The sequence below is a fragment of the Amycolatopsis sp. lyj-23 genome, from assembly GCF_046549135.1.
Taxonomy (GTDB): domain Bacteria; phylum Actinomycetota; class Actinomycetes; order Mycobacteriales; family Pseudonocardiaceae; genus Amycolatopsis.
This window is the reverse complement of the sequence record NZ_JAJPWN010000005.1, coordinates 36,702-59,899: the sequence shown is the minus strand read 5'-3', so window position 1 is coordinate 59,899 and position 23,198 is coordinate 36,702. Positions and strand designations below refer to the sequence as shown.

The window sequence follows — 23,198 nt, the reverse complement described above, 5'->3', positions numbered from 1 at the left end:
GTAACCGGTCGGTGCGGGAAGCCGGCGAGCCGCACGCCCGTGTCGCGCGGAACGGCCCGGTTCGTCACCCGCTCGCCGTCTCGCCGTGCCGGCTGCAGCGGGCCGTCCAGCCGAGGGGGCTCACCTGGACGACCAGCCGGCGCGCGCAGAACGTGCAGTACCGCGGCGGCTCCAGCGCCGTCCGCGGGTTGTGGCACGCCGGGTGGTCCGCCCCACCCGGCGATTCCTGTCCACAGTGGACGCAGAACGACGCGTCAGAGGCTGTCACTGAGCGCCTTGATGGGCATCTTGAGCTCGTCCAGCATCTCGAGGTCGGCCGAAGCGGGCCGGCCGAGGTTGGTCAGGTAGTTGCCGACGATGATCGCGTTGATGCCGCCGAGCATGCCCTGCTCCGCACCGAGGTCGCCGAGCGTCAGCTCGCGGCCGCCGGCGAAGCGCAGCATCGTGCGCGGCATCGCGAGCCGGAACGCCGCGACCGTCCGCAGCGCGTCGCGGCCCTCGACGATTTCGTAGTGCTCGTAAGGCGTTCCGGGCTGCGGGATGAGGAAGTTCATCGGCACCTCGTGCGGGTTCAGCTCGGCCAGCTGCACGGCGAACTCCGCGCGCTGCTCGACCGTCTCCCCCATGCCGATGATGCCGCCGCAGCAGACCTCCATGCCCGCCTCGGCCACCATCCGCAGCGTGTCCCAGCGCTCCTCCCACGTGTGGGTGGTGACGACGTCCGGGAAGTGCGAACGCGCCGTCTCGAGGTTGTGGTTGTAGCGGTGGACGCCCATGTCGACGAGCTCGTCGACCTGTTCCTGCGTCAGCATGCCGAGCGAGCAGGCGATCTGGATGTCGTTGCCGTCCTCGCGGATGGCCTTGACGCCTTCGCGGACCTGCGAGAGCAGCCGCTGGTCCGGACCGCGGACGGCGGCGACGATGCAGAACTCCGTCGCGCCGGTTTCGGCGGTCTGCCGGGCGGCCTTGACGAGGTTCGGGATGTCGAGCCACGCCGAACGCACCGGCGTCGGGAAGCGGCCGGACTGGGAGCAGAAGTGGCAGTCTTCGGGACAGCCGCCGGTCTTGAGGCTGATGATGCCCTCGACCTCGACCTCGGGCCCGCACCAGCGCATCCGCACCTCGTGCGCCAAGGCGAGGAGGTCGGGCAGCCGGTCGTCGGGCAGCCGGAGCACGTCGAGGACCTGCTGTTCGCCGAGGCCGACGCCGTTTTCGAGGACCTGCTCGCGCGCGAAGGCGAGAACGTCGGTGTCCGGGACTGCGGTCACGGCGGCTCCTTGATCGAGGTGGTGCGGGAAAGCGTCCCTCATCGTGCCCGAAGGGGCCGCGGGGGAACAGCGACGCAGGTCACTTCCCGGCGGAAGCGCAGCCCGCGAACAGCTCGGGGTCGAATTCGCCGCCGAACCACGGCGAGAGCCCGGCCCGCGCCGCGGCCAGGAAGTCCTCGCGGGAGGCCTGCCCGATGTCCGCGGGCAGCACGCCGAGCAGCGGCGCGCCCGCGGCGACCGGCAGGTCCTCGAGGTTGGACAGCGCGGCGAGGTCGGGCTCGGCGGGCCAGGCCCCGATGATCACGCCGGCCACGGTCAGCCCGCGCTTGGTGGCGACCTCGGCGGTGAGGGCGGTGGCGTTGAGGGTGCCGAGACCGGCCTCGGCCACGATGATCACGAGCGAGCCGAGCGACCAGGCGACGTCGGCGAGGCTCGCGCCGGCGCCGTCGAAGCGCACGAGCAGCCCGCCGGCGCCCTCGATCAGGGTGAGGTCGTGCGCGGTGTCAAGGTCGGACGCGGCCTGGGCGATCTCCCCGGGGTCGAGTGCCGGCAGCCCGCTGCGCCGGGCGGCGGCCTCCGGCGAGAGCGGGTCGGGGTAGCGGCGCAGCTCCCGGGTGGTGACGTCCGGCCCGGCGAGGCGGACGACGTCCTGCAGGTCACCGGGCTCGTCGGGGCGCACCCCGGTCTGGGCCGGTTTCAGCACGGCCACCCGCTGTCCCCCGGCCGCCGCCAGCGCCGCGATCGCCGCCGTGGTGATCGTCTTGCCGACCCCGGTCCCGGTCCCCGTCATCACCAGCATGGTCACGGACCATCAATTTAGTGACTCACCCACCGCACGCGCACGCGGGCCGTGGTCCGCGCCCGCCTCGTGAGTGGAAAGGCGGGTTCTAACTCGCCTTTCCACTCACGAGCCGGTGGGTCAGGCGCCCGGCACCGTCACCGGTGCCCCCGCCGGGCGGAACGTCCGCCCGGCGTCGTCGAACAGGTACACCTGGGCGTCGCCGACGTGGAAGTACATCGCGGTCAGCTGCAGGTTCCCGGCCGACTCCGCCGCCGCCACGGACGGGTACTCGCGCAGGTGCTCCAGCTGCTGGAGCACGTTGTGCAGCGCGAGCCGATCGCCCTCGCGGTCCGGGACCGCTCCGTCGAGCGTCGCCGAGCCCAGGCGGTGCGCGCTCGGCTCCGCGTGGCACAGCCAGTCCGACAACGGCCCCGGTGGCGGGCCGTCGGCCAGCGCGGCCATCGCGCCGCAGCTCGAATGGCCGCACACCACGATCTCCGCCACCCCGAGCACGCCCACCGCGTACTCGATCGAGGCGTTCATCGACGCGTCGGCCTGTCCCGGCGGCACCAGGTTGCCGATGTTGCGGATCGTGAACAGGTCGCCCGGCCCGCTGGTCGTGATCAGGTTCGGCACGATCCGCGAGTCGCCGCAGGTGATGAACAGCGTGTGCGGCCGCTGGCCGTCCGCCAGGCCCGACAGCGTGTCCCGCAGCAGCGGCGCGGCGCGGCGGTGGAACTCCGTGGCGCCGCGGCGGGTCTGCTGGGCCGGGATGTCGACGTTCTCCGCCGCCTGCCACGCCGACCACGGCGCCAGCCAGCGCGGCACCGCCCGGCTCGCCGCGATCCGGGACCGCGTCGGGCGGCCCGCCTTGCCCTCGCCGAACCACGGGTGGCCGACCTCGTCGACCTCCACCGTGCCGCCGGCGCGCTCGTGCGCCTGCTGCCACGTGTGCAGGCTCTCGAACGCGGCGTGGTCGAGGTAGTCGACGACCAGTTCCAGCCGCACCCGGACACCGTCCGGGACGGTCCCGAGCACCTTCGACAGCCGCGGTACCGAAAGGAACGTCAGGACGCCTTCGACGACGACGCGCCAGTCGTCGCCTTCCCGTTCGACGTGGATGCCCGACCAGACCGTGCGGCGCAGCATCAGCACCACCGCCAGCGCGATTCCGGCCAGCACGCCGGTCAGCAGGTCGAACACCACGACCCCGCCGAGGGTGAGCAGGTACACCGGCAGGTCCCCGTGGGCCAGCACGGTTTTCATCTGCCCGGGGTTGACCAGCTTGGCGCCGACGTGCACCAGCAGGCCGGCCAGCGCGGCGAGCGGGATGCTCTGGATCAGCCCGGCGAGCAGGACGACGAACAGCAGCACCCAGACACCGTGCAGCACCGCCGACAGGCGGGACTTCGCCCCGGCGGCGACGTTGGTGGAGCTGCGGACGATGACGCCGGTGACGGGCAGCCCGCCCAGCGCGCCGGAGATCATGTTCGCCGTGCCCTGCCCGACGAGCTCGCGGTCGAGGCGGGCGCGCGGCCCGGTGTGCATGCGGTCGACCGCGACCGCCGAGAGCAGGCTCTCCACGCTGGCGATCAGCGCGATCGTGACGACGGCGAGGGCGAACGCGCCCCAGCCGCCGTCCGGCAGCTGCGGGACGAGGTGGACGTCCAGCAGGTCGCCGGGCAGTTCGACGCGCGGGAGCGTCATTCCGAAAACGACCGACACCACCGTCGCCACCGCGATCGCGGCCAGCGGCCCCGGCACCTTGCGCACGGCCGCGGGCAGCTTCGGCCAGAGCAGCAGGATGCCGATGGTGAGCAGGCCGACGATGGCGGCGGAGTCGTGGTGGGCGACGATCTGGCCGGGCAGCTCGGCGACGTTCTCCACGGCCGAGCTCTGGGCCTTGCCGCCGAGGATGACGTGCAGCTGGCCGAGCACGATCGTGACGCCGATGCCGGCCAGCATGCCGTGCACGATGGCCGGCGAGATGGCCAGCGCGGCGCGCGCGATGCGGCTCAGCCCCAGCAGGATCTGGCACGCCCCGGCGGCGACGGTGATCGCGCAGGTGACGGCCCACCCGAACGTCTGGATGGTTTCGGCCATGACCACGGTCAGGCCGGCGGCGGGCCCGCTGACCTGGAGCGCGGAGCCGCCGAGCGCGCCGGCGACGATACCGCCGACGACGGCGGCGACGAGCCCGGCGGCGACCGGGGCGCCCGAAGCGAGGGCGATGCCGAGGGACAGGGGGACGGCTACGAGGAAGACGACCAGTGAGGCCGGCAGGTCGTGGCGGAGCACGGCGAGGGGTCTCATGATCACCATGCAACCGGAAACCGAGTGAAATGTCCGCTATGTACCACCCATTCGAGTGAACGATTGGCCATATTTAGCCCGAACGTCACATATCGGGCACCGCGTTAACGCACCGTTCACAGCGGGATTTCTGTCATGCGACAGTTGAATCCCGTACGACACAAGGGTTTACGCCCACCCAAGCGCTCCAATGTGGCCTTCGGTGCGTCTCACGCAACCAAGGCGGCCTTCGGTGCGTCTCACGCAACCAAGGCCGCCTTGGGGCGCTTCCGGGATCAGTGCTCCAGGGCCTCCGCGGGGACGAACCCGCGCGTGGCACCGTCCAAAAGGGACACCTGGGCCGCGCCGACGTCGAAGTACATCCCGGTGAGCCGCAGCGCGCCCCGGTCCAGTGCCGCGGCGACCACCGGGTAGCCGCGCAGGGTTTCCAGCTGCTGCACCACGTTCTGCAGCGCGAGCTGGTCGGCCTCGGCCGCCGGCCGGTGGCCGGCGAGCAGCAGCGGTGCCTCGCGTTGACGGCGCCGGAGCGTCGCTTCGCCGTGACGCAGCCAGCTCCCGAGCTGGTCGAGCCCGGCCGGGGCGCGGTCGAGCAGCGCCTTCATCGCGCCGCAGCCGGAGTGGCCGCACACCACGATTTCGGCGACTTCCAGCACGCCGACGGCGTACTCGATCGCCGCGCCGACCGAAGTGTCGGTGCCGCCGGGCGGGGGCACGAGGTTGCCGATGTTCCGCACGGTGAACAGGTCGCCCGGCCCGCTGGTGGTGATGAGGTTCGGCACGATCCGGGCGTCGCCGCAGGTGATGAACAGCGTGTGCGGCTGCTGGCCGTGCGCCAGCCCGTCCCACGTGTCGCGCAGCAGCGGCGCCGTGCGGCGCTGGAACTCCGAAGCACCGCGGCTCAACAGCGAACTGGCGGTTCGCTGGGCCGGCACCACGACGTGTTCGGCCTGCCACTGCGACCACGGCGCGAGCCACCGCGGCACGACCCGCGCGGCGACGCTGCGGCGCACGGTCGGCTCGCCCGAGCGGCCGCGTTCGAACCACGGGTGCCCGATCTCGTCCACGGTGACGCGCCCGGCGTGCGCCTGCTGCCAGCCGCGCAGGCAGTCGAACGCGGCGTGGTCGAGGTAGTCGACGAGCAGCTCGAGGGTGACGTCCGCGTGCGGCGGCACGTCGGCGAGCACGCGGGTCAGCCGCGGCACGGACAGGAACGTCAGCGCGCCTTCGATGACGACGCGGTGGCGGTCGCCGTCCCGTTCGACGTGGATGCCGGAGAAGATCATCCGCCGCAGCATCAGCGCCAGCGCCAGCAGGATCCCCGCCGCGACGCCGGTGAGCAGGTTGACGGCCACGGCACCGGCCAGGGTGACGGCGTACACCGGCAGGTCGCCGTGCCGCCGGACTTCCTTGAGCCCGTGGAGGTTCACCAGCTTCGTCCCGACGAACACCAGCAGGGCGGCCAGCGCCGCCAGCGGGATCAGCCGCAGCACGCCGGTGAGGGCCAGGCAGGCGGCGAGGATCCAGACGCAGTGCAGGATCGACGACAGCCGCGTGCGCGCGCCCGCCTCGAAGTTGGTCATGCTGCGCACGATGACGCCGGTGACGGGGAACCCGCCGAGCGCGCCGGCCGCGACGTTCGCCGCGCCCTGCCCGATGAGCTCGCGGTCGAGGTCGGTGCGCGGGCCGCCGCGGAGCTTGTCCACCGAGACCGCCGACAGCAGGCTTTCCAGGCCGGCGATGAGCGCGATGCTGAGCGCGGCGACGGCGAAGCTCCCCCAGCCGCCGTCCGGCAGCCGCGGGACGACGTGCAGGGCCGGCAGCCCGGCGGGGAGGTCGACGCGCGCCAGGGTCATGCCGGTCGCGACGGACAGGCCGGTGGCCAGCGCGACGGCGGCCAGCGGCGCGGGCACGCGGCGGACGGCTTTCGGCAGCCGCGGCCAGGCCAGCAGGACGCCGAGGGTGACGACGCCGATCAGCACGGCCTCGTCGTGGTGCGCGGCGACCTGCGCCGGCAGCGCCAGGACGTTGGCGAGCGCCGAGCCCTGCGCCGAGCCGCCGAGGACGACGTGCAACTGGCCGAGCACGAGCGTGACGCCGATGCCGGCGAGCAGGCCGTGGACGATCGCCGGCGATACGGCGAGCGCGGCGCGGGCGGCCCGGGTGAGGCCGAAGACGATCTGGAGCAGGCCCGCGGCGACGGTGATCGCGCAGGTGGCGGGCCAGCCGTGGGTGGCGATCGTGTCGGCCAGCACCACGGTCAGGGCGGCGGACGGGCCGCTGACCTGCAGCGGCGACCCGCCGAAGAGGCTCGCGACCAGCCCGCCGACGACGGCGGAGATCAGGCCGGAGAGCAGCGGCGCCCCGGCGGCGAAGGCCACGCCGAGGGAGAGGGGGACGGCGACGAGGAAGACGACGGTCGACGCGAGGAAATCGTGCTTGAGGTTCTCCCGTCGCTGGGAGGGCTGCGGGGGTCCGGTGTCGTGTTCACCACGAACGATCTCGATCATGGGGGCAGGATCGCCGAAATCGGGCGAAATGTCCGCTACGCAAGCATTTCTCGCGTTCGTCCGAGTACCGGGCGGACCGGCTTTCCCACGTCGGTCACACTCACCGCCTCCGCCGTTCGCGTGGTTTCAATCCGCGTGCGGCACGCACGGCGACGATGAGGGACCTTCGGGTCCCGGTGTGCCAGCGGTCACACCCGATGTCGTGAATTCACGCCTTTTCGGCGACGGCGAGCATCGCGCGGGTGATCACGGCGAGGTCGTCGCCGGTCGAAACGTACGGCGGCATGGCGTAGACGAGGTCCCGGAACGGCCGCAGCCAGGCGCCCTGCGCGGTGGCGACGTCGGTGGCGGTCGCCATGTCGACGGGGTGGTCGAGCTGCAGCACGCCGATCCCGCCGAGCACCCGGACGTCGGCGACGGCCGGCAGGTCGCGCGCCGGGGCGAGGCCGTCGAGGAGCGCCTTCTCGATCCGGCCGACGTCGCTGCGCCAGCCGCCGTCGGCGAGCAGCCCGAGCGAGGCGTTGGCGACGGCGGACGCGAGCGGGTTGCCCATGAAGGTCGGGCCGTGCGCCAGGACCGGCAGTTCGCCGCGCGCGATCCCGGCGGCGACTTCCGGCGTGCACAGCGCGGCCGCCATGCTGAGGTAGCCCCCGGTGAGCGCCTTCCCGACGCACATGACGTCGGGCGTGACCCCGGCGTGCTCGGCGGCGAACAGCGCGCCGGTGCGGCCGAAGCCGGTGGCGATCTCGTCGAAGACGAGCAGGACGTCGTGCGCTTCGGTGAGTTCCCGCAGGGCGCGCAGGTAGGCGGGGTGGTGGAACCGCATCCCGCCGGCGCCCTGCACGACGGGTTCGACGACGACGGCGGCGAGTTCGTCCGCGTGCTGCCCGATCGCGGCCGCCAGCGTGTCCACGTAGGACGGATCGGGCGGGGTGTCGAAACCGGACGGTGGCGCGGGCACGAAGACCTGTTCGGGCAGGACACCGCGCCAGAGCGAGTGCATGCCGCCGTCGGGGTCGCAGACGCTCATCGGGGTGAAGGTGTCCCCGTGGTAGCCGCCGCGCCAGGTGAGCAGCTTGTGCTTGCCGGTCCGGCCGCGGGAACGCTGGTACTGCAGGCACATCTTGACGGCGACCTCGACCGAGACCGACCCGGAGTCGCAGAGGAAGACGTGCTCGAGCCCGTCGGGCGTGAGGTCGACGAGGGTCTTGGCCAGGGTGACGGCGGGTTCGTGGGTGAGGCCCCCGAACATTACGTGGCTCATCCGCCCGGCCTGCGCGGCGAGCGCGGCGTCGAGGACGGGGTGCCGGTAGCCGTGGACGGCGGACCACCACGAGGACATCCCGTCGACGAGCTCCCGCCCGTCGGCCAGCTTCAGCCGGACCCCGCTCGCCTCGGTGACCAGCAGCGAAGGCACCTTGGCCGGCATGGGCGCGTAGGGGTGCCAGACGTGCCGGGCATCGAGGGCGAGCAGGTCGGCGGAGTCCATCCGCCGACCCTACGACACCCGCTCGGACCCGGTCGTCACAGCCGACCTCCGCAGCACCTCCTCGGCCGGGCCTCGCCCAGCCCACCTGCCCAGCGCAGCAACCATTCCCGGCCCGCCGGGCCCGGTAACCACTCCCAGCCACCGCCGCCGCAGCGGCACAGGAACTCCCCGGCCGGGCCTCGCCCATCCGACCCGCCCAGCGCAGCAACCACCCCCGGCCCGCCAGGCCCGGTAACCACTCCCAACGACCGCCGCCGCCGCGCAGGCACCATCCTGAGCGCGGCCCTCCCTGCCGCTCGCTCACCCCTTTCTCCGCCCGGCCGGCTCTCACAACCGCACCGGCAGCGCCTCCAACCCGTGCACGAGCGAGCTGGCCCGGTACACGAGCTCGGCCGGCTCGGCCGCCAACGCGATGTCCGGGAACCGGGCCAGCAGCCCGCCCAGCGCGATCTCCGCCTCGAGCCGGGCCAGCGGCGCCCCCACGCAGTAGTGGATGCCGTGGCCGAAGGCCAGGTGCCCGCCGACCGCGCGGGTGATGTCCAGCTTGTCCGGCTCCGGGTACCGCTCGGGGTCGCGGTTGGCGCCGAGCAGCGAGACCAGCACCAGCTCGCCCTTGGGGATCGTCACTCCGGCCACCTCGACCGGTTCCGCCGTGAACCGCAGGGTGGCCAGGTGGATCGGGCCGTCGAAGCGCAGGAACTCTTCCACCGCGCCCGGCAGCAGCTCCGGTTCCGCGCGCAGGCGGGCCAGCTGTTCCGGCTCGCGCAGCAGCGCCAGCACGCCGTTGGCGATCAGGTTGACCGTCGTCTCGTGGCCGGCCACCAGCAGCAGGAACGCCATCGACACCAGCTCGGGCTCGGACAGCGAATCCCCGTCGTCGGTCGCGTGCACCAGGTCCGAGAGCAGGTCCTCGGCCGGCTCGGCGCGCTTCTGGGCGATCAGGTCGGTCAGGTAGGCGAACATGCTCGCCGCCGCGGCCTGGACCTGTTCCGGGTGCACCGCCGCGCTCAGCAACGTCTTGGACCAGCCGGAAAACTCCGCGCGGTCCGCTTCCTGCACGCCCAGCAGCTCGCAGATCACCGTGATCGGCAGCGGCGCGGCGAACGCCGCCACCAGGTCGGCCCGCTCCTGCCCGGCCAGCGCGTCGAGCAGTTCGGCGGTGATTTCCTCGACCCGCGGCCGCAGCCGGGCCACCGTGCGCGCGGTGAACGCCTTGTTCACCAGCTTCCGCAGCCGCGTGTGGTCCGGCGGGTCCGAGTTCAGCATGTGCCAGCTCAGGTCCTGCCCCAGCCCGTTCTGCAGGGCTTCCGGCGGCAGCTTCGCTTCGAACACCTCGCGGATGCCCTGGCTGTTCTTCTGCAGCCGCGGATCGGCCAGCAGCGCCCGCGCCTCCGCGAACCCGGTGACCAGGTAGCACGGCAGCCCGCGCGGCGGCAGCCGCACCCGGCGCACCGGGCCGCCGCCGCGCAGTATTTCCGAGAACAGGTGCGCGTCCTGGGCGAAGTCCGCCGCCACCTCGACGATCTCGTCGGTCGTCATCTTCCAGCCCCCAGTCCTCACGGCGTCAGCGTTCGGCGAGTGCCGCCACGACGCGCTCGGTCACGTCCTGCCAGTATGCCCGCTGTTGTTCGCGTTCTTCCGCGCCCGCAAGCCATTCCTGGTGGAACCTCAGCGTCGTCTTGGCGCCCGAGCCGCTCAGCCGCACCTGCACGGTCGAGTCGTGGTCCCAGTCGCTCGGCCGCCACGTGAGCCGCACGCGGTCGCCGCCGACGAAGCTGCGGATCTCGCCGACCGTGCCGTTCGCCGTCTCGTACTCCGCACCCGGCTCGGTCGGCAGCTCGACGCCGGGACCGAGCCAGATCGCGACGCCCTCGCGGCTGACCAGGAACTCCCACACCGCTCCGGCCGGGTACGGCACGGTCCGCGAAACGCCGATGTTCCACCCGGCACCGGCTGTCTTCCCCACTGAAGAAGTCATGCCCGCATCCTCGCACCGGGGTACGACAAAACCGGCGGGCGGCCGGGGTGGAGGATGGGAACCTGTGCGCTACCGCCCGATCTCCCCCGCCGTCCTGGCCGAAGAACTCGCCGAGCGCATCGACGGGCTCGCCGGGCCGCGGCTCGCGGTCGCCGTCGACGGCGCAGCGGGCGCGACACCGGCCGCGGAACTCGCCGACGCGTTGGTCGATCCCCTGCGCCTGCGCGGCCGCGCGGCCGTGCGCGTGTCCGCGCGCGACTTCCTGCGCCCGGCGTCCCTGCGCTTCGAGCACGGGCGCACGAACCCCGACGCCCGCTACACCGACTGGCTCGACCTCGGCGCGCTCCGCCGCGAAGTGCTGGACCCGCTGAAGAACGCGGGCGAGGTCCTGCCGTCGTTGTGGGACGCCGACCGCGACCGCGCGACCCGCGCCGTGCGGGTTCCGGTGCCCGAAGGCGGGGTCGTGCTCCTCGACGGCGAACTGCTGCTGGGTGCCGGCCTGGCCTTCGACCTGGCCGTCCACCTGTGGCTCTCGCCCGCCGCCCTGCGCCGGCGGGTGCCGGACGCCTGGGCGGTCCCGGCCTACGAACGCTACGAAGAAGAAGCCGGCCCGAGCTCGCTCGCCGACGTCGTCGTGCGCGTCGACGACCCGCGGCACCCGGCGCTCTACACGCCTTAGCGGACGACGGCCACCGGATCGCCGTCCAGCAGGCCGGACAGCCGCCGCGCCATGACGTCCCACCGCCAGTTCGCCGTCACCCACTCGCGCCCGGCCTCGCCCATCCGGCGCGCGCGCACCGGGTCGGCGAGCAGGCTGACCAGGGTTTCGGCGAGCTGGGTGACGTCCCGGCCGTCGACGACGTGCCCGGTGACCTCGTCGAGCACCGTCTCGGGCGCCCCGCCGGAGTTGCCGGCGACCACCGGCAGGCCGGTCGCCGAGGCCTCCAGGTAGACGATCCCGAGCGCTTCGACGTCCAGCCCCTTGCCGCGGGTGCGCGCGGGCATCGCGAAGACGTCGCCCGCCGCGTAGTGCGCCGGCAGCTCGGCCCACGGCACCGACCCGGTGAGCACGACGTCGCGCTCCAGGCCCAGTTCGGCGACCAGCCCGGTGAGCGTCTTGCGGTACGGGCCGCCGCCGACGATCAGCAGCACCGCGTCCGGCACCCGCTCGCGGATCTTCGGCAACGCACGGATCAGCTGGTCCTGGCCCTTGCGCGGCACCAGCCGCGACACGCAGACGATCGTCGGCCGGTCGCCGAGGCCGTGCCGCGCGCGGATTTCGGCGCGCCCGGCCGGGTCCGGCCGGTACAGCTCGGTGTCGACCCCGGACGGCAGCAGCTCCAGCCCGGCCATCGGGCCGAACGCCGCGGCGAAGCGGCCGCGGGTGTACCGGCTGACGTAGGTGAGGACGTCCGCGGTGTCGCCGATGCGCCGCAGCGCCTGCCGCGACGCCGGCAGCATCGACCAGCCGACCTCGTGGCCGTGCGTCGACGCCACGACGCGGCGCGCCCCGGCCCGGCGCAGCGGGTGCCCCAGCAGCGCCAGCGGGGCCGCCGCCCCGAACCAGACGGCTTCGCAGTCCCGCGCCCGCATGATCTGCTTCGCCCGGCGAAGCACGTCCGGCGTCGGCAGCATCAGCGACGTCGGGTGGCGGACGACCTCGAACGGCGCTTCGGCGTCGAACTCCTCGTGCGACCCCGTCCGCGACTCCCACGAAGGCGCGTAGACGACCAGGTCGTCGCCCGGCAGCCGGGTGGCGAGGGAGTTCAGGTAGTTCTGGATGCCCCCGGGCCGCGGCGGGAAGTCGTTGGTCACCAGCAGGGTCTTGAGCACGCCCCAAAGGCTAGCCACCGACGAACCGGGGGCGGCACCGCGTCTGCGGTACCGCCCCCGGGATCGGGCACAGTGCTGGCGAAGGGTCACGCCGTCGGGCGGCGCGCTCCCGCGTACTGGCTCTGCAGCGGCGAGATCTTCACGACGTCACCGGTGTCGGGCGCGTGCACCATCTTGCCGTCGCCGATGTACATGCCGACGTGCGAAACGGGCGAGTAGTAGAACACGAGGTCGCCCGGCTGGAGCTGGTCCCGCGGCACCGCGGCGCCGAAGGTCGACTGCTCGCGGCTGGTCCGCGGCAGGGTGATGCCGGCCTGCTTGTACGCCCACATCGTCAGGCCCGAGCAGTCGAAGTTGGTCGGTCCGGTCGCGCCGTAGACGTAGGCGCTGCCCAGCTTGCTCAGCGCCGCGTTCAGCGCCGCCTGCGCGGCCGCGGTGGGCGCCTTGATGTCGGTGGGCGCCGACCCGCCGCGGTCCTTCTGCGCGGCCTTGTCGGAGGCGCTCAGGTTCTTGTTGGCCGCTTCGAGCTGGTCGATCTGGTCCTGCAGGTTCTTCTGCTTGGCCTCGATGTCCTGGGTCAGCTTGGCCGCGGCGTCCCGCGCGTCCTGCGCGCGCTTGGCGGCGTCACTGGCCTTGGCGGCCGCGTCGGTGGCCTGCTGGACGGCGCCGGTGAGGTTGCCCATCGCGGCGTTCTTGCCGGTCGCGATGACCTCCAGCGCCGAGGAGCGGTCGAGGAAGTCCTGGGTGGACGTGCCCGCCAGCAGCGCCGACAGCTTGTTCAGCTGGACACCGCTGGTGAACGACGCACCGGCGAACTTGTCGACCTCGGTCTGGTACTTCTTCTGGCTCTCGGAAGCCTTGGCGGCCTGTTCCTTGGCCGCGTTGACGTCGTTGTTGGCCTTGTCGAGCTCGCCCTGCTTCTTCTTCAGGTCGTCCTGGGCGGACAGCAGGTCCTCGTTGAGCTTCTCGGCCTGGGCCGCGAGGTCGCGGTACTTGGCGAGGGCGTCGGAACCGGTGGGTGGGGTCTGGAGCACGGGGACGGGGGCGGCGGTGGCCGACGGCTGCGCCACGGTGACGAGGGTGATCACCGAGGCCGCGGCCAGGGCACCTGAAACCACGCGCCTGAGGGAATGCGACTGCACGGTCGCGCGGGTCTCCTTTGCGTCTCGGCCGCCGACGGGGACCGGGGCACGAAGAGGCCGGGGAATTCCTCTTCACCGCTGTCCCGCCACCACGCGCCGGAGCCGTGCGCTTTTGCCGTGCACGAGCCGCAACAGGTGAAGCACGCGGTGGTGGTTCCGGTTCCCAGCTTCCCGACAAAGCTGCGTCCGGCGGCGATCCCGCGTCGCCGCCTCATCGACGGCCGGGGGCCACGAGATCTCGGACAGGTTACGAAAAGACCGCCACCGCGTCCACCACCTCGCCGCCAAAAACGCTGAGTGACAGCGCTGCACACCATCGGACCAGGGAAAGAGTCACGATGTGATGGGCGTTACACGCTGGGGTTTCTCCGGAGGGCCTTTCGGCTACTGACCGTTCACCGATTCAATCGACCATTCGGCGCGCCGTCACGAAACGGTGGAAATCAGGCGGTGCGCCGGATCGGTTCTTCGACCAGCCTCAGCCGGGGCACCATCCCGGCCTCGGCCAGCGCATCCACCGCCCGCCGCTCGTCGGCGTCCCACACCACCGCCGGTGGCGCGCCGAGCAGCACGCTCACGACGCAGTCGTGGCAGGAGATGCCGCGCACGGCGCAGCGGTCGCAGTCGACCACCAGGTTCTCGATGTCCGAAACGGCGATGTGCGAGACGTCCACTTCGGACAGCTCGGGGGTGTCGCTCACGTGTCCTCCTCACGTCGGTACCGACTCGAGGAGCACGGTAGGCGCCACCACCGACAATTTCGGGCGGTCAGACCCTCGACAAGCGGCTGACCAGCACCGATGAGGGTGCCGGGTGAGCGCCGCGGCCCCGCACGGAGTCCGCGACCGCGCGGTCGGACGTCGCGACGACCATGGGCCGCCCCGCGGGCTCGGCCGCGACGAGGTTGCGGATGACGTCGTCGGCCAGCACCCCGCGGTCGGAGAACAGCACCCGCACCCCGCGGGGCACCGAGGCGGGGACCGAGAGCACGCCGGCGCCGTCGAAGACGACGGTGACCTCGGCGGACGTGCGCGCGGCCAGCGCGGACAGCTGGTGGATCAGCCGGTCGCGCTGGTCGGCGAGGGCGAGTTCCGGGTAACCGGTCTTGGTGACGTTGTAGCCGTCGACGATCAGGTGCACGTTGGGCAGCGCGAGGTAGCGGTCCAGCGTGGACACGTCGGGGATCTTGCCGCCCTGGCCGGTCCCGGAGCTGGCGCCGCGGACCATGTCCGCCGGGCGGGCCCCGCGCGCGCCCAGGGCGAGCTCGCGGCGCAAGCCGGTCACGGCGCCGTCGATGGTGTCGATGAGCAGGGCGAGCCGCACTTCGTCGGCCTGCCGGGCCTCGCGCGCGGACTGGCGGGCGATCTCGGCGTCGGCGACGGCGCGCTCGGCGCGGGCGCGTTCCCCGGCGACGCGCTGGCGTTCGCGCTCGAGCTGGGTGGTGAGCGCGGCGATCTCGTCGAGGTGGGCGGCGGACCCGCGTTCGACGTCGGCGGCGGCCGCTTCGGCGGCGTCCCGGGCCTGGCGCAGCTGCACGCCTTGTTCGCGAAGGCGCTTCAGGAGCTTCTCGACTTCGCCCTCGCGCTCGCCACGAGCGTTCTCGGCGGCTTGCTTCGCTTCGGCGAGTTCCGCGCGGACCTGGGCGAGCTCGGCTTCGAGCCGCTGGGCACGGGCGAGCGCGGCGTCGCGCTCGGCGCGCAGGGCGTTTTCCCCGGCGTTCTTGGCGACCAGCCGGACGCGCCCGGCCGCCCCGGACTCGCCGAGCAGGACGGCGGCGGCCGCCGCGGCGACGGAGTCGGCGGCGTTGGGGTCGAGGGCGTCGGTGCGGTGCTCGCGCAGCCACTCGATGACGGCCGTCCGGAACTGGGACGAGTCGACGAGCGCGGCGATCAGGGCGGCGCCGCCGAGCTTGGCGCGCTTGGCCGGGGCGAACTTCGCGACCGGCCGCAGCTGGCGCGGCACGTCGGTGGCGGGCAGCTTGGCGACGGCGGCCGCGGCGAGCTCGGCGATGCGGTCGCGCACCGGTTCGGGCAGCGCCGGCCAGGTGGCGGGCTCGGGATGTCCGGCCTGGTCAGCGGCCTCCTCGGCCGGCTCGGCGCGCGACGCGACACCCGAGGGACCGACGGGGTCCCCCGGTGGCTCCGGCACGAGCGGCTGCGGGTGCATTGGTCCAGGGTAGTTCCCGGCCCGGCATCCCGCCCCGCGCGCCACACGGACCGTGCCGGGCCCGGCACGGTCCAAAACTGTCGGGGGTGGCCCCTAGAGTCCCGCCCATGCGTTCGGTCCAGGCTCAGCTCGCGTTCGACGAGCTCGGAACTCCCTTGCGGGACACGACTTTCGTCGTCTTCGACCTCGAAACGACCGGGGCCCCGCCCGGCCCGTCGGGGATCACCGAGATCGGGGCGGTGAAGGTGCGCGGCGGCGAGGTGCTGGGCGAGTTCGCGACGCTGGTGAACCCGGGCACGCCGATCCCCCCGCAGATCGTCTCGCTGACCGGGATCACCCAGGCGATGGTCTACGACGCGCCGCCGATCGAGGAGGTGCTGCCGGCGTTCCTGGAGTTCATCGGGGGCACGGTGCTGGTCGCGCACAACTCCGGCTTCGACACGTCCCACATGCGGGCGGCGTGCGAGGGGCACGGGTACGTGTGGCCGAAGCTGACGGTGGTGTGCACGGTCCGGCTGGCGCGGCGGGTGGTGCCGCGGGACGAGGTCGGGCGCTACAACCTGACGGCGCTGGCGCTGCTGTTCGGAGCGAGGACCCGGCCGACGCACCGGGCGCTGGACGACGCGCGGGCGACGGTGGACGTCCTGCACGGCCTGCTGGAGCGGGTCGGCAACCTGGGCGTCCACTCGCTCGAGGAGCTGATGGGCTACCTGCCGGAGGTGACCGTCGCCCAGCGCGCCAAACGGCACCTGGCGGCGGACCTGCCGTCGGCTCCGGGCGTCTACCTGTTCAAGGGCCCGAAGGAGGAGGTGCTGTACGTCGGCACCGCGAAGGACCTGCGGCGGCGGGTGCGGACGTACTTCACGGGTTCGGAGGGGCGGAGCCGGATCCGCGAGATGGTCGCGCTGGCCGAGCGCGTCGACCACGTCGTGTGCGCGCACGCGCTGGAGGCGGAGGTGCGGGAGCTGCGGTTGATCGCCGCGCACCGGCCCGCCTACAACCGGCGGTCGAAGAACCGGCACCAGGGCTGGTGGATCGGCCTGACGGACGAGGCGTTCCCGCGGCTGTCGGTGGTCCGCCTGCCGCGGCCGGGGGTGCTGGGCCCGTTCCGCAACCAGGCGGACGCCCGCACGACGGCGGACACGCTGGCCGGGGCGTCGGGGCTGCGGACGTGCACCCAGCGGATCTCGCCGCGGTCGGCGAACGGGACCCCGTGCGTGCTGGCGGAACTGGGGCGCTGCGGAGCGCCCTGCGCGGGACGGCAGAGCGTCGAGGCGTACAGCCCGGCGGTCGAGTCGGTTTCGGGGCTCATCGCGGGCCTGGACGGCAGCCCGCTGCACACGGCGGCGGCGCACGTGGAGCACTTGGCGGCGGGACGCCACTTCGAACAGGCGGCCCGCCACCGCGACGAGCTGGCGGCGCTGATCCGCACGCTGGGCCGGGCGCACCGCCAGTCCTCGCTGGCCTCGATCGCCGAGCTGATCGCGGCGGCCCCGGACGGCGCGGGCGGCTGGGAGCTCTCGGTGATCCGCTACGGCCGCCTGGCCTCGGCCGGCGTCGCCCGGCGCGGAGTGCCCCCGATGCCGGTGGTGGAGGCTTTGGTGGCGTCGGCGGAGACGGTGTTCCCGGAGCCGGGCCCGCTCCACGGAGCACCGCCGGAGGAGGTGGGCGTGCTGCTGCGTTGGCTGGCCCGCCCGGGCGTGCGGCTGGTCCGCACGACAAGGCCCTGGTCCGAGCCGGCAGCAGTGGCGGGCTGGCGCGGCTGGCTGGACCTGGTCGCCGAGGCCCACTCCCTGGAGCACGTCAGCTGACCACCCACCCCTCCCCCCGCCCTGCCCCGCCCCTCCCGGGCCCCGGCGTACCCGAAGGGTCGGCCCGCGTACCCAGAAGGTCGGCCTGCGTACCTGGAGGGTCGGTTTGTGCCGCAGCATCCAGCCGCACCTTCCGACCACCCGGCCACGCAAGCCGACCGCCCAGGTACGCGAGCCGACCCCTCAGGTACGCAAGCCGACCGTCCGGGTACGCGGGCCGACCGTCCGAGTACGCGGGCCTAATGGTGGGTGAGGCGGCCAGGTGCGGGAGGGGTTGAGCGGGTCAGGCGACTGAGGTGTTCCGCCCCCAGCGCGGCCGCGTGGGCCGCCACGAAACGGTCCAGCTCCGAGCCCGGCGCCGGTGCCGCTCCGGCCGCCAGCCGGGTGGCCGCCAGGGTGCACGCCTCGCCGACCTCCGCGTGGAGCGTGCCCAGGTCCGCGATGCGGTCGTGGGCCGCCAGCGTGCTCGCCTTGAGCTCGGACGCCAGCCGGGCGTCCGCCGCCAGCAGCACCAGCTCCGCGTACGCCACCACCTGAGCCGTCGTCGGGTGGGCCGGGGGTTCCGGGACGCTGATGTCGAGGAACATGCGGGCCGTGTCCGGCGGGATCGGCCCGGTCGTCATCGGACGCCACAGGCGGACCAGCGCCTCGTGCGCCGAATACCCGTCCTGGACCGCCGACAGCAGCTCGAGCCGCGCCGCGCGGTCGGCGGGCGCCGCTTCCGCGACCGCGTGGAGCACCGAACGCCGCCAGTTCAACGTCGCCAGTTCGCGGTCCAGCGCCGTCCGCTCGGCGGCCACGGCGTCGTCGAGGGACCGGCGGCCGGCGAGCACCTCGGTGATCGGGCGCAGGCCCAGCCCGAGCCCGCGCAGGCGGCGGACCAGGGTCAGCCGGTCGACCGCCGCGCCGTCGAAGCGGCGGTGGCCGCCCGCGCTGCGGACCGGCTCCAGCACGCCCTCGTCGCAGTAGAACCGGATCGTGCGGACGGGCACGCCGGTCCGGCGCGCCAGCTCGCCGATACCGAGGTGACTCCGATCACCTTCCGTCGAACCTCCAGCCGGATGGAATTCCTACGGTACGGCCATGGACAACGCCAGACTCGCCGAAGGACTCCGCGAGCACACCGCCGGGTTCGCCGGCGCCGTCGAGAACGCCGATCCCGAGGCGAAGGTACCCACCTGCCCCGAGTGGCCCCTGCGGGTGCTCGTCGGCCACATCGGCCAGGCCCACCGCTGGTCCGCGAGCATCGTCCGGGACGGGCCGTCGCCGGTCCCCGACCCGTTCGACGCCGACCCCGGCGAACCCGGACAGTGGCCGGGCTGGCTGGAGCAAGGCGCCAAGGACCTCGAAGACGCCGTCGAGGCCGCCGGCGACACCCCGGTGTGGACGTTCTTCGGTCCCCAGCCGGCGCGGTTCTGGCTCCGCCGGATGCTGCACGACACCACCGTCCACCACGCCGACGCCGCCCTGGCCACGGGCAAGACCTTCACCGTGGCGCCGGACTTCGCCGCCGACGCGATCAGCGAATGGCTGGACGTGCTGTCCGACCCCGGCACGGCGAACCTCAAGCCGGCCTTCGCCGAACTCCGCGGCACCGGCCAGACCCTCCTCCTGGACCCCGCCGACGGCCCGGGCTGGCTCATCACCCGCACCCCTGACGGCGTCCGGTGGGACCGCGGCACGGCGACCGCCGACGTCACCCTGGCCGGCCCGGTGGCCGACCTGCTGCTCGTGCTCACCCGGCGCCTGCCCGCGGACCGCGTCGCCATCACCGGCGACGCGGCGCTGGCCGAGCACTGGCTGGCCCGCACCGCGGCGTAGGGCTCACTAGGATCGCGGGCGACACCCGCAGACGAGTCTTGGAGGACCCAGGTGATCACCGCGATCGTGTTGATCCAGGTAGAGGCGGACGCGATCCCGGACGCGGCGCAGGCGATCGCCGACATCGAGGGGGTCGGCGAGGTCTACTCGTGCGCCGGGGACGTCGACCTCATCGCCACGGTGCAGGTGTCCACGCACGAAGGCCTGGCCGACCTGATCCCCGGCAAGATCGGGAAGGTGCCGGGCGTGCTGAACACCGTCACGCACATCGCGTTCCGGTCCTACAGCCGTGCCGACACCGAGTCGGCCTTTTCGATCGGCGTGGACGACTAGCGCCAGGAGGCCCCGGAAACGACGAAGGCCACCTCCCGGAGGAGGTGGCCTTCGTCGTGGGTGGACCTAGTGGTCCGACTGCTTCGCGCTCGACGCCACTTCGGCGGAGTCGAACTCGCCGTGCTGGCCGTGCTGGCCGTTCTCGGCTCCGGAGTGGCCGTTGCCGGTGGCCCGCTCCAGCGCCGCCGTCTCCTCGGCCGGGTCCGGGGACCAGAGCGTGCCCGGCACCGCGTGGCCGGCCGAGCCCAGCTTGTTCATCTTCTTCGGCACCGAAGCGCCCTGGTACTCGAGCGGGATCGCGTGGCCGTGGCTGTCGAGACCCGCCAGCGGCTGGTGGATCTCGATGAACTCACCGTGCGGCAGCCGCTTGATGATGCCCGTCTCGACGCCGTGCTCCAGCACCTCGCGGTCGGCCCGCTGCAGGCCCAGGCAGATGCGGTAGGTGAAGTAGTAGGCCAGCGGCGGCACGATCAGCACGCCGATGCGGCCCGCCCACGTCGTCGCGTTCAGGGAGATGTCGAAGCTGTCGGCGATGATGTCGTTGAAGCCGGACAGCTCGATGACCATGAAGAAGCCCAGCGCCATCGCGCCCAGCGCCGTGCGGACCGGTGTGTCACGGGGCCGCTGGAGCAGGTTGTGGTGCGCGGTGTCCTTGGACAGCTTCCGCTCGAGGAACGGGTAGGTCAGCAGCAGGCCGAACAGGATCGGCATGCCGATCGCGCCGGGGAAGAACACCGCCGGGATCGTGTAGTTCCCGAGGTAGACCTCCCAGGCCGGCCAGATCCGCAGCATGCCGTCGGCCCAGGCCATGTACCAGTCCGGCTGCGAGCCCGCCGACACCTGCGCCGGGTTGTACGGACCGAAGTTCCACACCGGGTTGATCTGGAACAGCCCCGACATCAGCGCCAGCACACCCACCACGAGCGTGAAGAACGCCCCGCCCTTGAGCGCGAAGTACGGCATGATCCGCACCCCGACGACGTTGGACTCCTTGCGCCGCACCCCCGGGAACTGCGTGTGCTTCTGGTACCACACCAGCGCCAGGTGCGCCCCGACCAGCGCGAGCATGATCCCCGGGATCAGCAGGATGTGCAGCGTGTACAACCGCGGGATGATCTGATCACCCGGGAACTCCCCGCCGAACAGCGCCCAGTGGATCCAGGTACCCGCCACCGGCACCGACAGCACGATGCCCGACAGCGTCGCCCGGATCCCGGTCCCGGAAAGCAGGTCATCCGGCAGCGAGTAGCCGAAGAAGCCCTCGAAGCAGCCCAGGATCAGCAGCAGCCCGCCGATCACCCAGTTCGCCTCACGCGGGCGCCGGAACGCACCGGTGAAGAAGATCCGCAGCATGTGCACGGCCATCGACGCCACGAAGATCAGCGCCGCCCAGTGGTGCAGCTGCCGCATGAACAGGCCGCCGCGGACGTCGAAGGAGATGTCCAGCGTCGTGCGGAACGCCTGCGACATCTCCAGGCCCTGCATGTTCTTGAAGCTGCCGTGGTAGACGACCTCCTGCATCGAGGGGTCGAAGAACAGCGTCAGGTACACACCCGTCAGCAACAAGATGATGAAGCTGTACAGCGCGATCTCGCCCAGCAGGAACGACCAGTGCGTCGGGAACACCTTGTTCATCTGGTGCCGCAGACCCTTGGCCAGCTGGTACCGCTGGTCGGCGTTGTTCGCGGCCTCGCCCACGGCCTTCTCGACAGCGCTCGACCCCTTGGTCGGCGTGGTGAGTGAACTCATGACTTACGCTCCCAAAAGGCCGGACCGATGGCCTCGATGAAGTCGCCTCGCGCGATCAAGTATCCCTCTTCGTCCACCGTGATCGGTAGCTGGGCCAGCGGCCGCGTCGCCGGGCCGAAGATCGGCTTGGCGTAGTGGAGGGCGTCGAACTGCGACTGGTGGCACGGGCACAGGATGCGGTTGGTCCGCTGCTCGTACAGGGAGGTCGGGCAGCCGACGTGGCTGCAGATCTTCGTGTACGCGTAGTAGTCGCCGAAGTTGAAGTCCTCCTGGCCGGCCCGCTTGACCACCTTCGCGGCGTCGGTCGGGCGCAGGCGGATCAGCATGACCGGGTTGTCGACGCGGGTCAGCGCCTTGGCCAGCGCCTCGGCGTCGTTGCGCTCGGACTCGCGGAACGGGAACACCGTCTCCATCGCGCCGGCGTCGAGGTCCTCGGCCTTGACCAGGGAGATCTCGGTCTGCTTGCCGTGCTCCACCTCGACCGGCTTGCCGGTGGCCCGGCGCATGTAGACCTTCTCGCCCGGGAAGTTCGGCTGCCAGCCGGTGTGCCACAGCGAGTCGCGGGACTCGCTGTCCTTCCACGGGTTCTTGATGAAGGACGCGACCGGCAGGGCGGCGGCGGCGAGGCCGAGCGTGCCGGCCCCGGCGATCGCCGAGCGCTTGATCAGCGAGCGGCGGGCGATGGTGCTGCGGTTCCCGGCGTCGGCCAGGTGCGCGAGGATCGTCGCGCGGTCGACCTCGGACGAGCCGGCGCCGTCCGCGTCGGTGCGCTGCTGGACCGCGACCTCGGCGGGCACGAACTTCTTCGTGTACAGGATCACGCCGATGCCCAGGCCGAGGATGGCCAGGCCGAGCGTGACGCCCAGCATCGGGGTGTACAGGCTGTACCAGAAGTGGGCGCTCTCGTTGTCCGGCGCCTCGTACTGCCACGGCCACCAGATGAGCGAGACGACGAACCCGATCCCGGCCAGCGCGGACAGCCCGAACCAGAACGCCACCAGGCGCTCGGCCCGCTTCTCCGCGCGGGTGCCCTCCACGGGCCACGGGGTCGGGTACTCGACGATCTCGACGCCGTCGAGCGCCCCGCCCAGCTTGACCAGCTGGTCCCGGTCCATCTCAGCCAGCTCCGCCTCCGTCGGCGGCTTCGGCCCCTCGGCACTCATGCCTTCGATCCAATCCACAGCGTCACGCCGATCAGCGCGGCGATCCCGACGATGAAGGCGATGACGCCCTCCGAAGCGGGGCCGACCCCGCCGAGGCCGTTACCACCCGGGTCATTGTTGCCGTCCGACACCGACTTCACGTAGGCGACGATGTCCTTCTTCTCCTCCGGCGACAGCTGCCGGTCGGAGAACTTCGGCATGTTCTGCGGGCCGGTGAGCATGGCCGTGTAGATCTGCTCTTCGCTGGCCGGGTCCAGGTTCGGCGCGTACTTGCCGGCCGACAGCGCGCCACCGCGGCCGGTGAAGTTGTGGCACGACGCGCAGTTGAGGCGGAAGAGCTCGCCACCGCGGGCCGGGTCGTCGCCGCGCAGGGCCTCGCCCTTCTCGGCGGGCCGCTGGACGCCGCCGCCGTGCGCCTGGATGTAGGCACCGACCGCGTCGATCTCGGCCTCGGTCAGCTTCGGCGGCTTGCGCTCGACCTGCGCCTCCTGGCGCGCGGCCGGCATGCGGCCCGAAGAAGTCTGGAAGTACACCGCGGCGTCGCCGATGCCGATCAGGCTCGGCCCGCGGTCCTGCACGCCCTCGAGGTTCGCGCCGTGGCAGGCGATGCAGGTGTTGTTGTAGACCTGCTCGCCGAGGCGCAGCTGCGCCGGCGTGCCCTGGGCCTGCGCGGTCTGCGGCTCCGGGGCGAACACGGCGTACAGGGCGCCGGCGCCCACCAGCGCGATGCCGAGCGCGAGCAGGCCGGCGAACCGCCTCCGCAGCTTCGACCGCGCGCGGTAGCGGCGCTCCGAGGATTTCGTGCTGGTGGTCATCTTGCGGCAACCCTTGCTGTCAGTTCAGG

General features: G+C 72.5%; 20 protein-coding genes. 4 read left to right on the top strand and 16 right to left on the bottom strand.

The window, feature by feature from the left end; translation table 11 throughout:
* Nucleotides 1-64 precede the first annotated feature (64 nt).
* The 8 genes from ACLJPY_RS12900 to ACLJPY_RS12865 form a co-directional block, all read right to left on the bottom strand.
* Nucleotides 65-268, bottom strand: coding sequence for a hypothetical protein (locus tag ACLJPY_RS12900; protein WP_410588409.1), 204 nt, complete (start codon nucleotides 266-268; stop codon nucleotides 65-67).
* Nucleotides 255-1,268 (bottom strand): biotin synthase BioB, encoded by a 1,014-nt coding sequence (gene bioB, locus ACLJPY_RS12895; RefSeq protein ID WP_410588407.1) that lies wholly within the window; start codon nucleotides 1,266-1,268, stop codon nucleotides 255-257. Before bioB ends, ACLJPY_RS12900 begins: the two co-directional genes overlap by 14 nt.
* Nucleotides 1,269-1,347: 79 nt before the next feature.
* Nucleotides 1,348-2,073 (bottom strand): dethiobiotin synthase, encoded by a 726-nt coding sequence (bioD, locus tag ACLJPY_RS12890; protein WP_410588405.1) that lies wholly within the window; start codon nucleotides 2,071-2,073, stop codon nucleotides 1,348-1,350.
* A gap of 114 nt (nucleotides 2,074-2,187) precedes the next feature.
* Nucleotides 2,188-4,371: a SulP family inorganic anion transporter gene (locus ACLJPY_RS12885; RefSeq protein ID WP_410588403.1), complete on the bottom strand. Its 2,184-nt coding sequence runs from the start codon at nucleotides 4,369-4,371 to the stop codon at nucleotides 2,188-2,190.
* A 266-nt stretch (nucleotides 4,372-4,637) separates the two neighbouring features.
* Nucleotides 4,638-6,869: a bifunctional SulP family inorganic anion transporter/carbonic anhydrase gene (locus ACLJPY_RS12880; protein WP_410588401.1), complete on the bottom strand. Its 2,232-nt coding sequence runs from the start codon at nucleotides 6,867-6,869 to the stop codon at nucleotides 4,638-4,640.
* A 208-nt stretch (nucleotides 6,870-7,077) separates the two neighbouring features.
* On the bottom strand, nucleotides 7,078-8,358 hold the full coding sequence (locus tag ACLJPY_RS12875; RefSeq protein WP_410588399.1) for an adenosylmethionine--8-amino-7-oxononanoate transaminase: 1,281 nt from the start codon (nucleotides 8,356-8,358) through the stop codon (nucleotides 7,078-7,080).
* Between the two features lie 327 nt (nucleotides 8,359-8,685).
* On the bottom strand, nucleotides 8,686-9,897 hold the full coding sequence (locus ACLJPY_RS12870; RefSeq protein WP_410589183.1) for a cytochrome P450 family protein: 1,212 nt from the start codon (nucleotides 9,895-9,897) through the stop codon (nucleotides 8,686-8,688).
* 25 nt (nucleotides 9,898-9,922) lie between these two features.
* A complete protein-coding gene (locus tag ACLJPY_RS12865) occupies nucleotides 9,923-10,336 on the bottom strand; it encodes an SRPBCC family protein (RefSeq protein WP_410588398.1) in 414 nt (137 codons plus the stop codon).
* A 64-nt stretch (nucleotides 10,337-10,400) separates the two neighbouring features.
* Between ACLJPY_RS12865 and ACLJPY_RS12860 the strand changes: the two genes are divergently transcribed.
* Entirely contained in the window at nucleotides 10,401-11,015 is a 615-nt protein-coding gene (locus tag ACLJPY_RS12860; RefSeq protein WP_410588397.1) for a uridine kinase, read from the top strand.
* Here ACLJPY_RS12860 and ACLJPY_RS12855 read toward each other — a convergent pair.
* The 4 genes from ACLJPY_RS12855 to ACLJPY_RS12840 all read right to left on the bottom strand — a co-directional run bounded on the left by ACLJPY_RS12855 (nucleotide 11,012) and on the right by ACLJPY_RS12840 (nucleotide 15,477).
* Entirely contained in the window at nucleotides 11,012-12,169 is a 1,158-nt protein-coding gene (locus tag ACLJPY_RS12855; protein ID WP_410588396.1) for a glycosyltransferase family 4 protein, read from the bottom strand. The genes ACLJPY_RS12860 and ACLJPY_RS12855 overlap by 4 nt on opposite strands.
* Before the next feature lie 86 nt (nucleotides 12,170-12,255).
* Nucleotides 12,256-13,311: an NlpC/P60 family protein gene (locus tag ACLJPY_RS12850; RefSeq protein ID WP_410588394.1), complete on the bottom strand. Its 1,056-nt coding sequence runs from the start codon at nucleotides 13,309-13,311 to the stop codon at nucleotides 12,256-12,258.
* Between the two features lie 443 nt (nucleotides 13,312-13,754).
* On the bottom strand, nucleotides 13,755-14,012 hold the full coding sequence (locus tag ACLJPY_RS12845; RefSeq protein ID WP_410588393.1) for a hypothetical protein: 258 nt from the start codon (nucleotides 14,010-14,012) through the stop codon (nucleotides 13,755-13,757).
* 67 nt (nucleotides 14,013-14,079) lie between these two features.
* The gene (locus ACLJPY_RS12840; protein WP_410588392.1) at nucleotides 14,080-15,477 is read right to left on the bottom strand and encodes an NYN domain-containing protein; all 1,398 of its coding nucleotides are present in this window, start codon (nucleotides 15,475-15,477) and stop codon (nucleotides 14,080-14,082) included.
* 107 nt (nucleotides 15,478-15,584) lie between these two features.
* Between ACLJPY_RS12840 and ACLJPY_RS12835 the strand changes: the two genes are divergently transcribed.
* A complete protein-coding gene (locus ACLJPY_RS12835; RefSeq protein WP_410588390.1) occupies nucleotides 15,585-17,288 on the top strand; it encodes a DEDD exonuclease domain-containing protein in 1,704 nt (567 codons plus the stop codon).
* 239 nt (nucleotides 17,289-17,527) lie between these two features.
* On the opposite strand, the gene ACLJPY_RS12830 is transcribed toward ACLJPY_RS12835, so the two are convergent.
* Nucleotides 17,528-18,280: a MerR family transcriptional regulator gene (locus ACLJPY_RS12830; protein ID WP_410588389.1), complete on the bottom strand. Its 753-nt coding sequence runs from the start codon at nucleotides 18,278-18,280 to the stop codon at nucleotides 17,528-17,530.
* Nucleotides 18,281-18,371: 91 nt separating this feature from the next.
* Here ACLJPY_RS12830 and ACLJPY_RS12825 point away from each other — a divergent pair, with 91 nt between their 5' ends.
* Both ACLJPY_RS12825 and ACLJPY_RS12820 read left to right on the top strand, forming a co-directional pair.
* A complete protein-coding gene (locus ACLJPY_RS12825; RefSeq protein ID WP_410588388.1) occupies nucleotides 18,372-19,109 on the top strand; it encodes a maleylpyruvate isomerase family mycothiol-dependent enzyme in 738 nt (245 codons plus the stop codon).
* A gap of 51 nt (nucleotides 19,110-19,160) precedes the next feature.
* Nucleotides 19,161-19,442 carry an Lrp/AsnC family transcriptional regulator gene (locus ACLJPY_RS12820; RefSeq protein ID WP_410588387.1) on the top strand — a complete coding sequence of 94 codons (282 nt, stop codon included), beginning with the start codon at nucleotides 19,161-19,163 and terminating at the stop codon, nucleotides 19,440-19,442.
* A gap of 66 nt (nucleotides 19,443-19,508) precedes the next feature.
* Here ACLJPY_RS12820 and ACLJPY_RS12815 read toward each other — a convergent pair whose 3' ends face one another.
* The 3 genes from ACLJPY_RS12815 to ACLJPY_RS12805 are packed head-to-tail and all read right to left on the bottom strand — an operon-like array spanning nucleotide 19,509 to nucleotide 23,169.
* Nucleotides 19,509-21,191 (bottom strand): cytochrome b, encoded by a 1,683-nt coding sequence (locus ACLJPY_RS12815; RefSeq protein ID WP_410588386.1) that lies wholly within the window; start codon nucleotides 21,189-21,191, stop codon nucleotides 19,509-19,511.
* Complete coding sequence (locus ACLJPY_RS12810; RefSeq protein ID WP_410588385.1) at nucleotides 21,188-22,354, bottom strand: ubiquinol-cytochrome c reductase iron-sulfur subunit; 1,167 nt, start codon at nucleotides 22,352-22,354, stop codon at nucleotides 21,188-21,190. Before ACLJPY_RS12810 ends, ACLJPY_RS12815 begins: the two co-directional genes overlap by 4 nt.
* Nucleotides 22,351-23,169: a c-type cytochrome gene (locus ACLJPY_RS12805; RefSeq protein ID WP_176175746.1), complete on the bottom strand. Its 819-nt coding sequence runs from the start codon at nucleotides 23,167-23,169 to the stop codon at nucleotides 22,351-22,353. The genes ACLJPY_RS12810 and ACLJPY_RS12805 overlap by 4 nt, the downstream gene beginning before the upstream one ends.
* Between the last annotated feature and the right edge of the window lie 29 nt (nucleotides 23,170-23,198).

Bases quoted from the DNA above. Each gene is read 5' to 3' on its own strand.
- ACLJPY_RS12885 (WP_410588403.1), bottom strand. From the start codon at position 4,371: ATGGTGATCATGAGACCCCTCGCCGTGCTCCGCCACGACCTGCCGGCC.
- ACLJPY_RS12880 (WP_410588401.1), bottom strand. From the start codon at position 6,869: ATGATCGAGATCGTTCGTGGTGAACACGACACCGGACCCCCGCAGCCC.
- ACLJPY_RS12875 (WP_410588399.1), bottom strand. From the start codon at position 8,358: ATGGACTCCGCCGACCTGCTCGCCCTCGATGCCCGGCACGTCTGGCAC.
- ACLJPY_RS12870 (WP_410589183.1), bottom strand. From the start codon at position 9,897: ATGACGACCGACGAGATCGTCGAGGTGGCGGCGGACTTCGCCCAGGAC.
- ACLJPY_RS12865 (WP_410588398.1), bottom strand. From the start codon at position 10,336: ATGACTTCTTCAGTGGGGAAGACAGCCGGTGCCGGGTGGAACATCGGC.
- ACLJPY_RS12840 (WP_410588392.1), bottom strand. From the start codon at position 15,477: ATGCACCCGCAGCCGCTCGTGCCGGAGCCACCGGGGGACCCCGTCGGT.
- ACLJPY_RS12835 (WP_410588390.1), top strand. From the start codon at position 15,585: ATGCGTTCGGTCCAGGCTCAGCTCGCGTTCGACGAGCTCGGAACTCCC.
- ACLJPY_RS12825 (WP_410588388.1), top strand. From the start codon at position 18,372: ATGGACAACGCCAGACTCGCCGAAGGACTCCGCGAGCACACCGCCGGG.
- ACLJPY_RS12815 (WP_410588386.1), bottom strand. From the start codon at position 21,191: ATGAGTTCACTCACCACGCCGACCAAGGGGTCGAGCGCTGTCGAGAAG.
- ACLJPY_RS12810 (WP_410588385.1), bottom strand. From the start codon at position 22,354: ATGAGTGCCGAGGGGCCGAAGCCGCCGACGGAGGCGGAGCTGGCTGAG.
- ACLJPY_RS12805 (WP_176175746.1), bottom strand. From the start codon at position 23,169: ATGACCACCAGCACGAAATCCTCGGAGCGCCGCTACCGCGCGCGGTCG.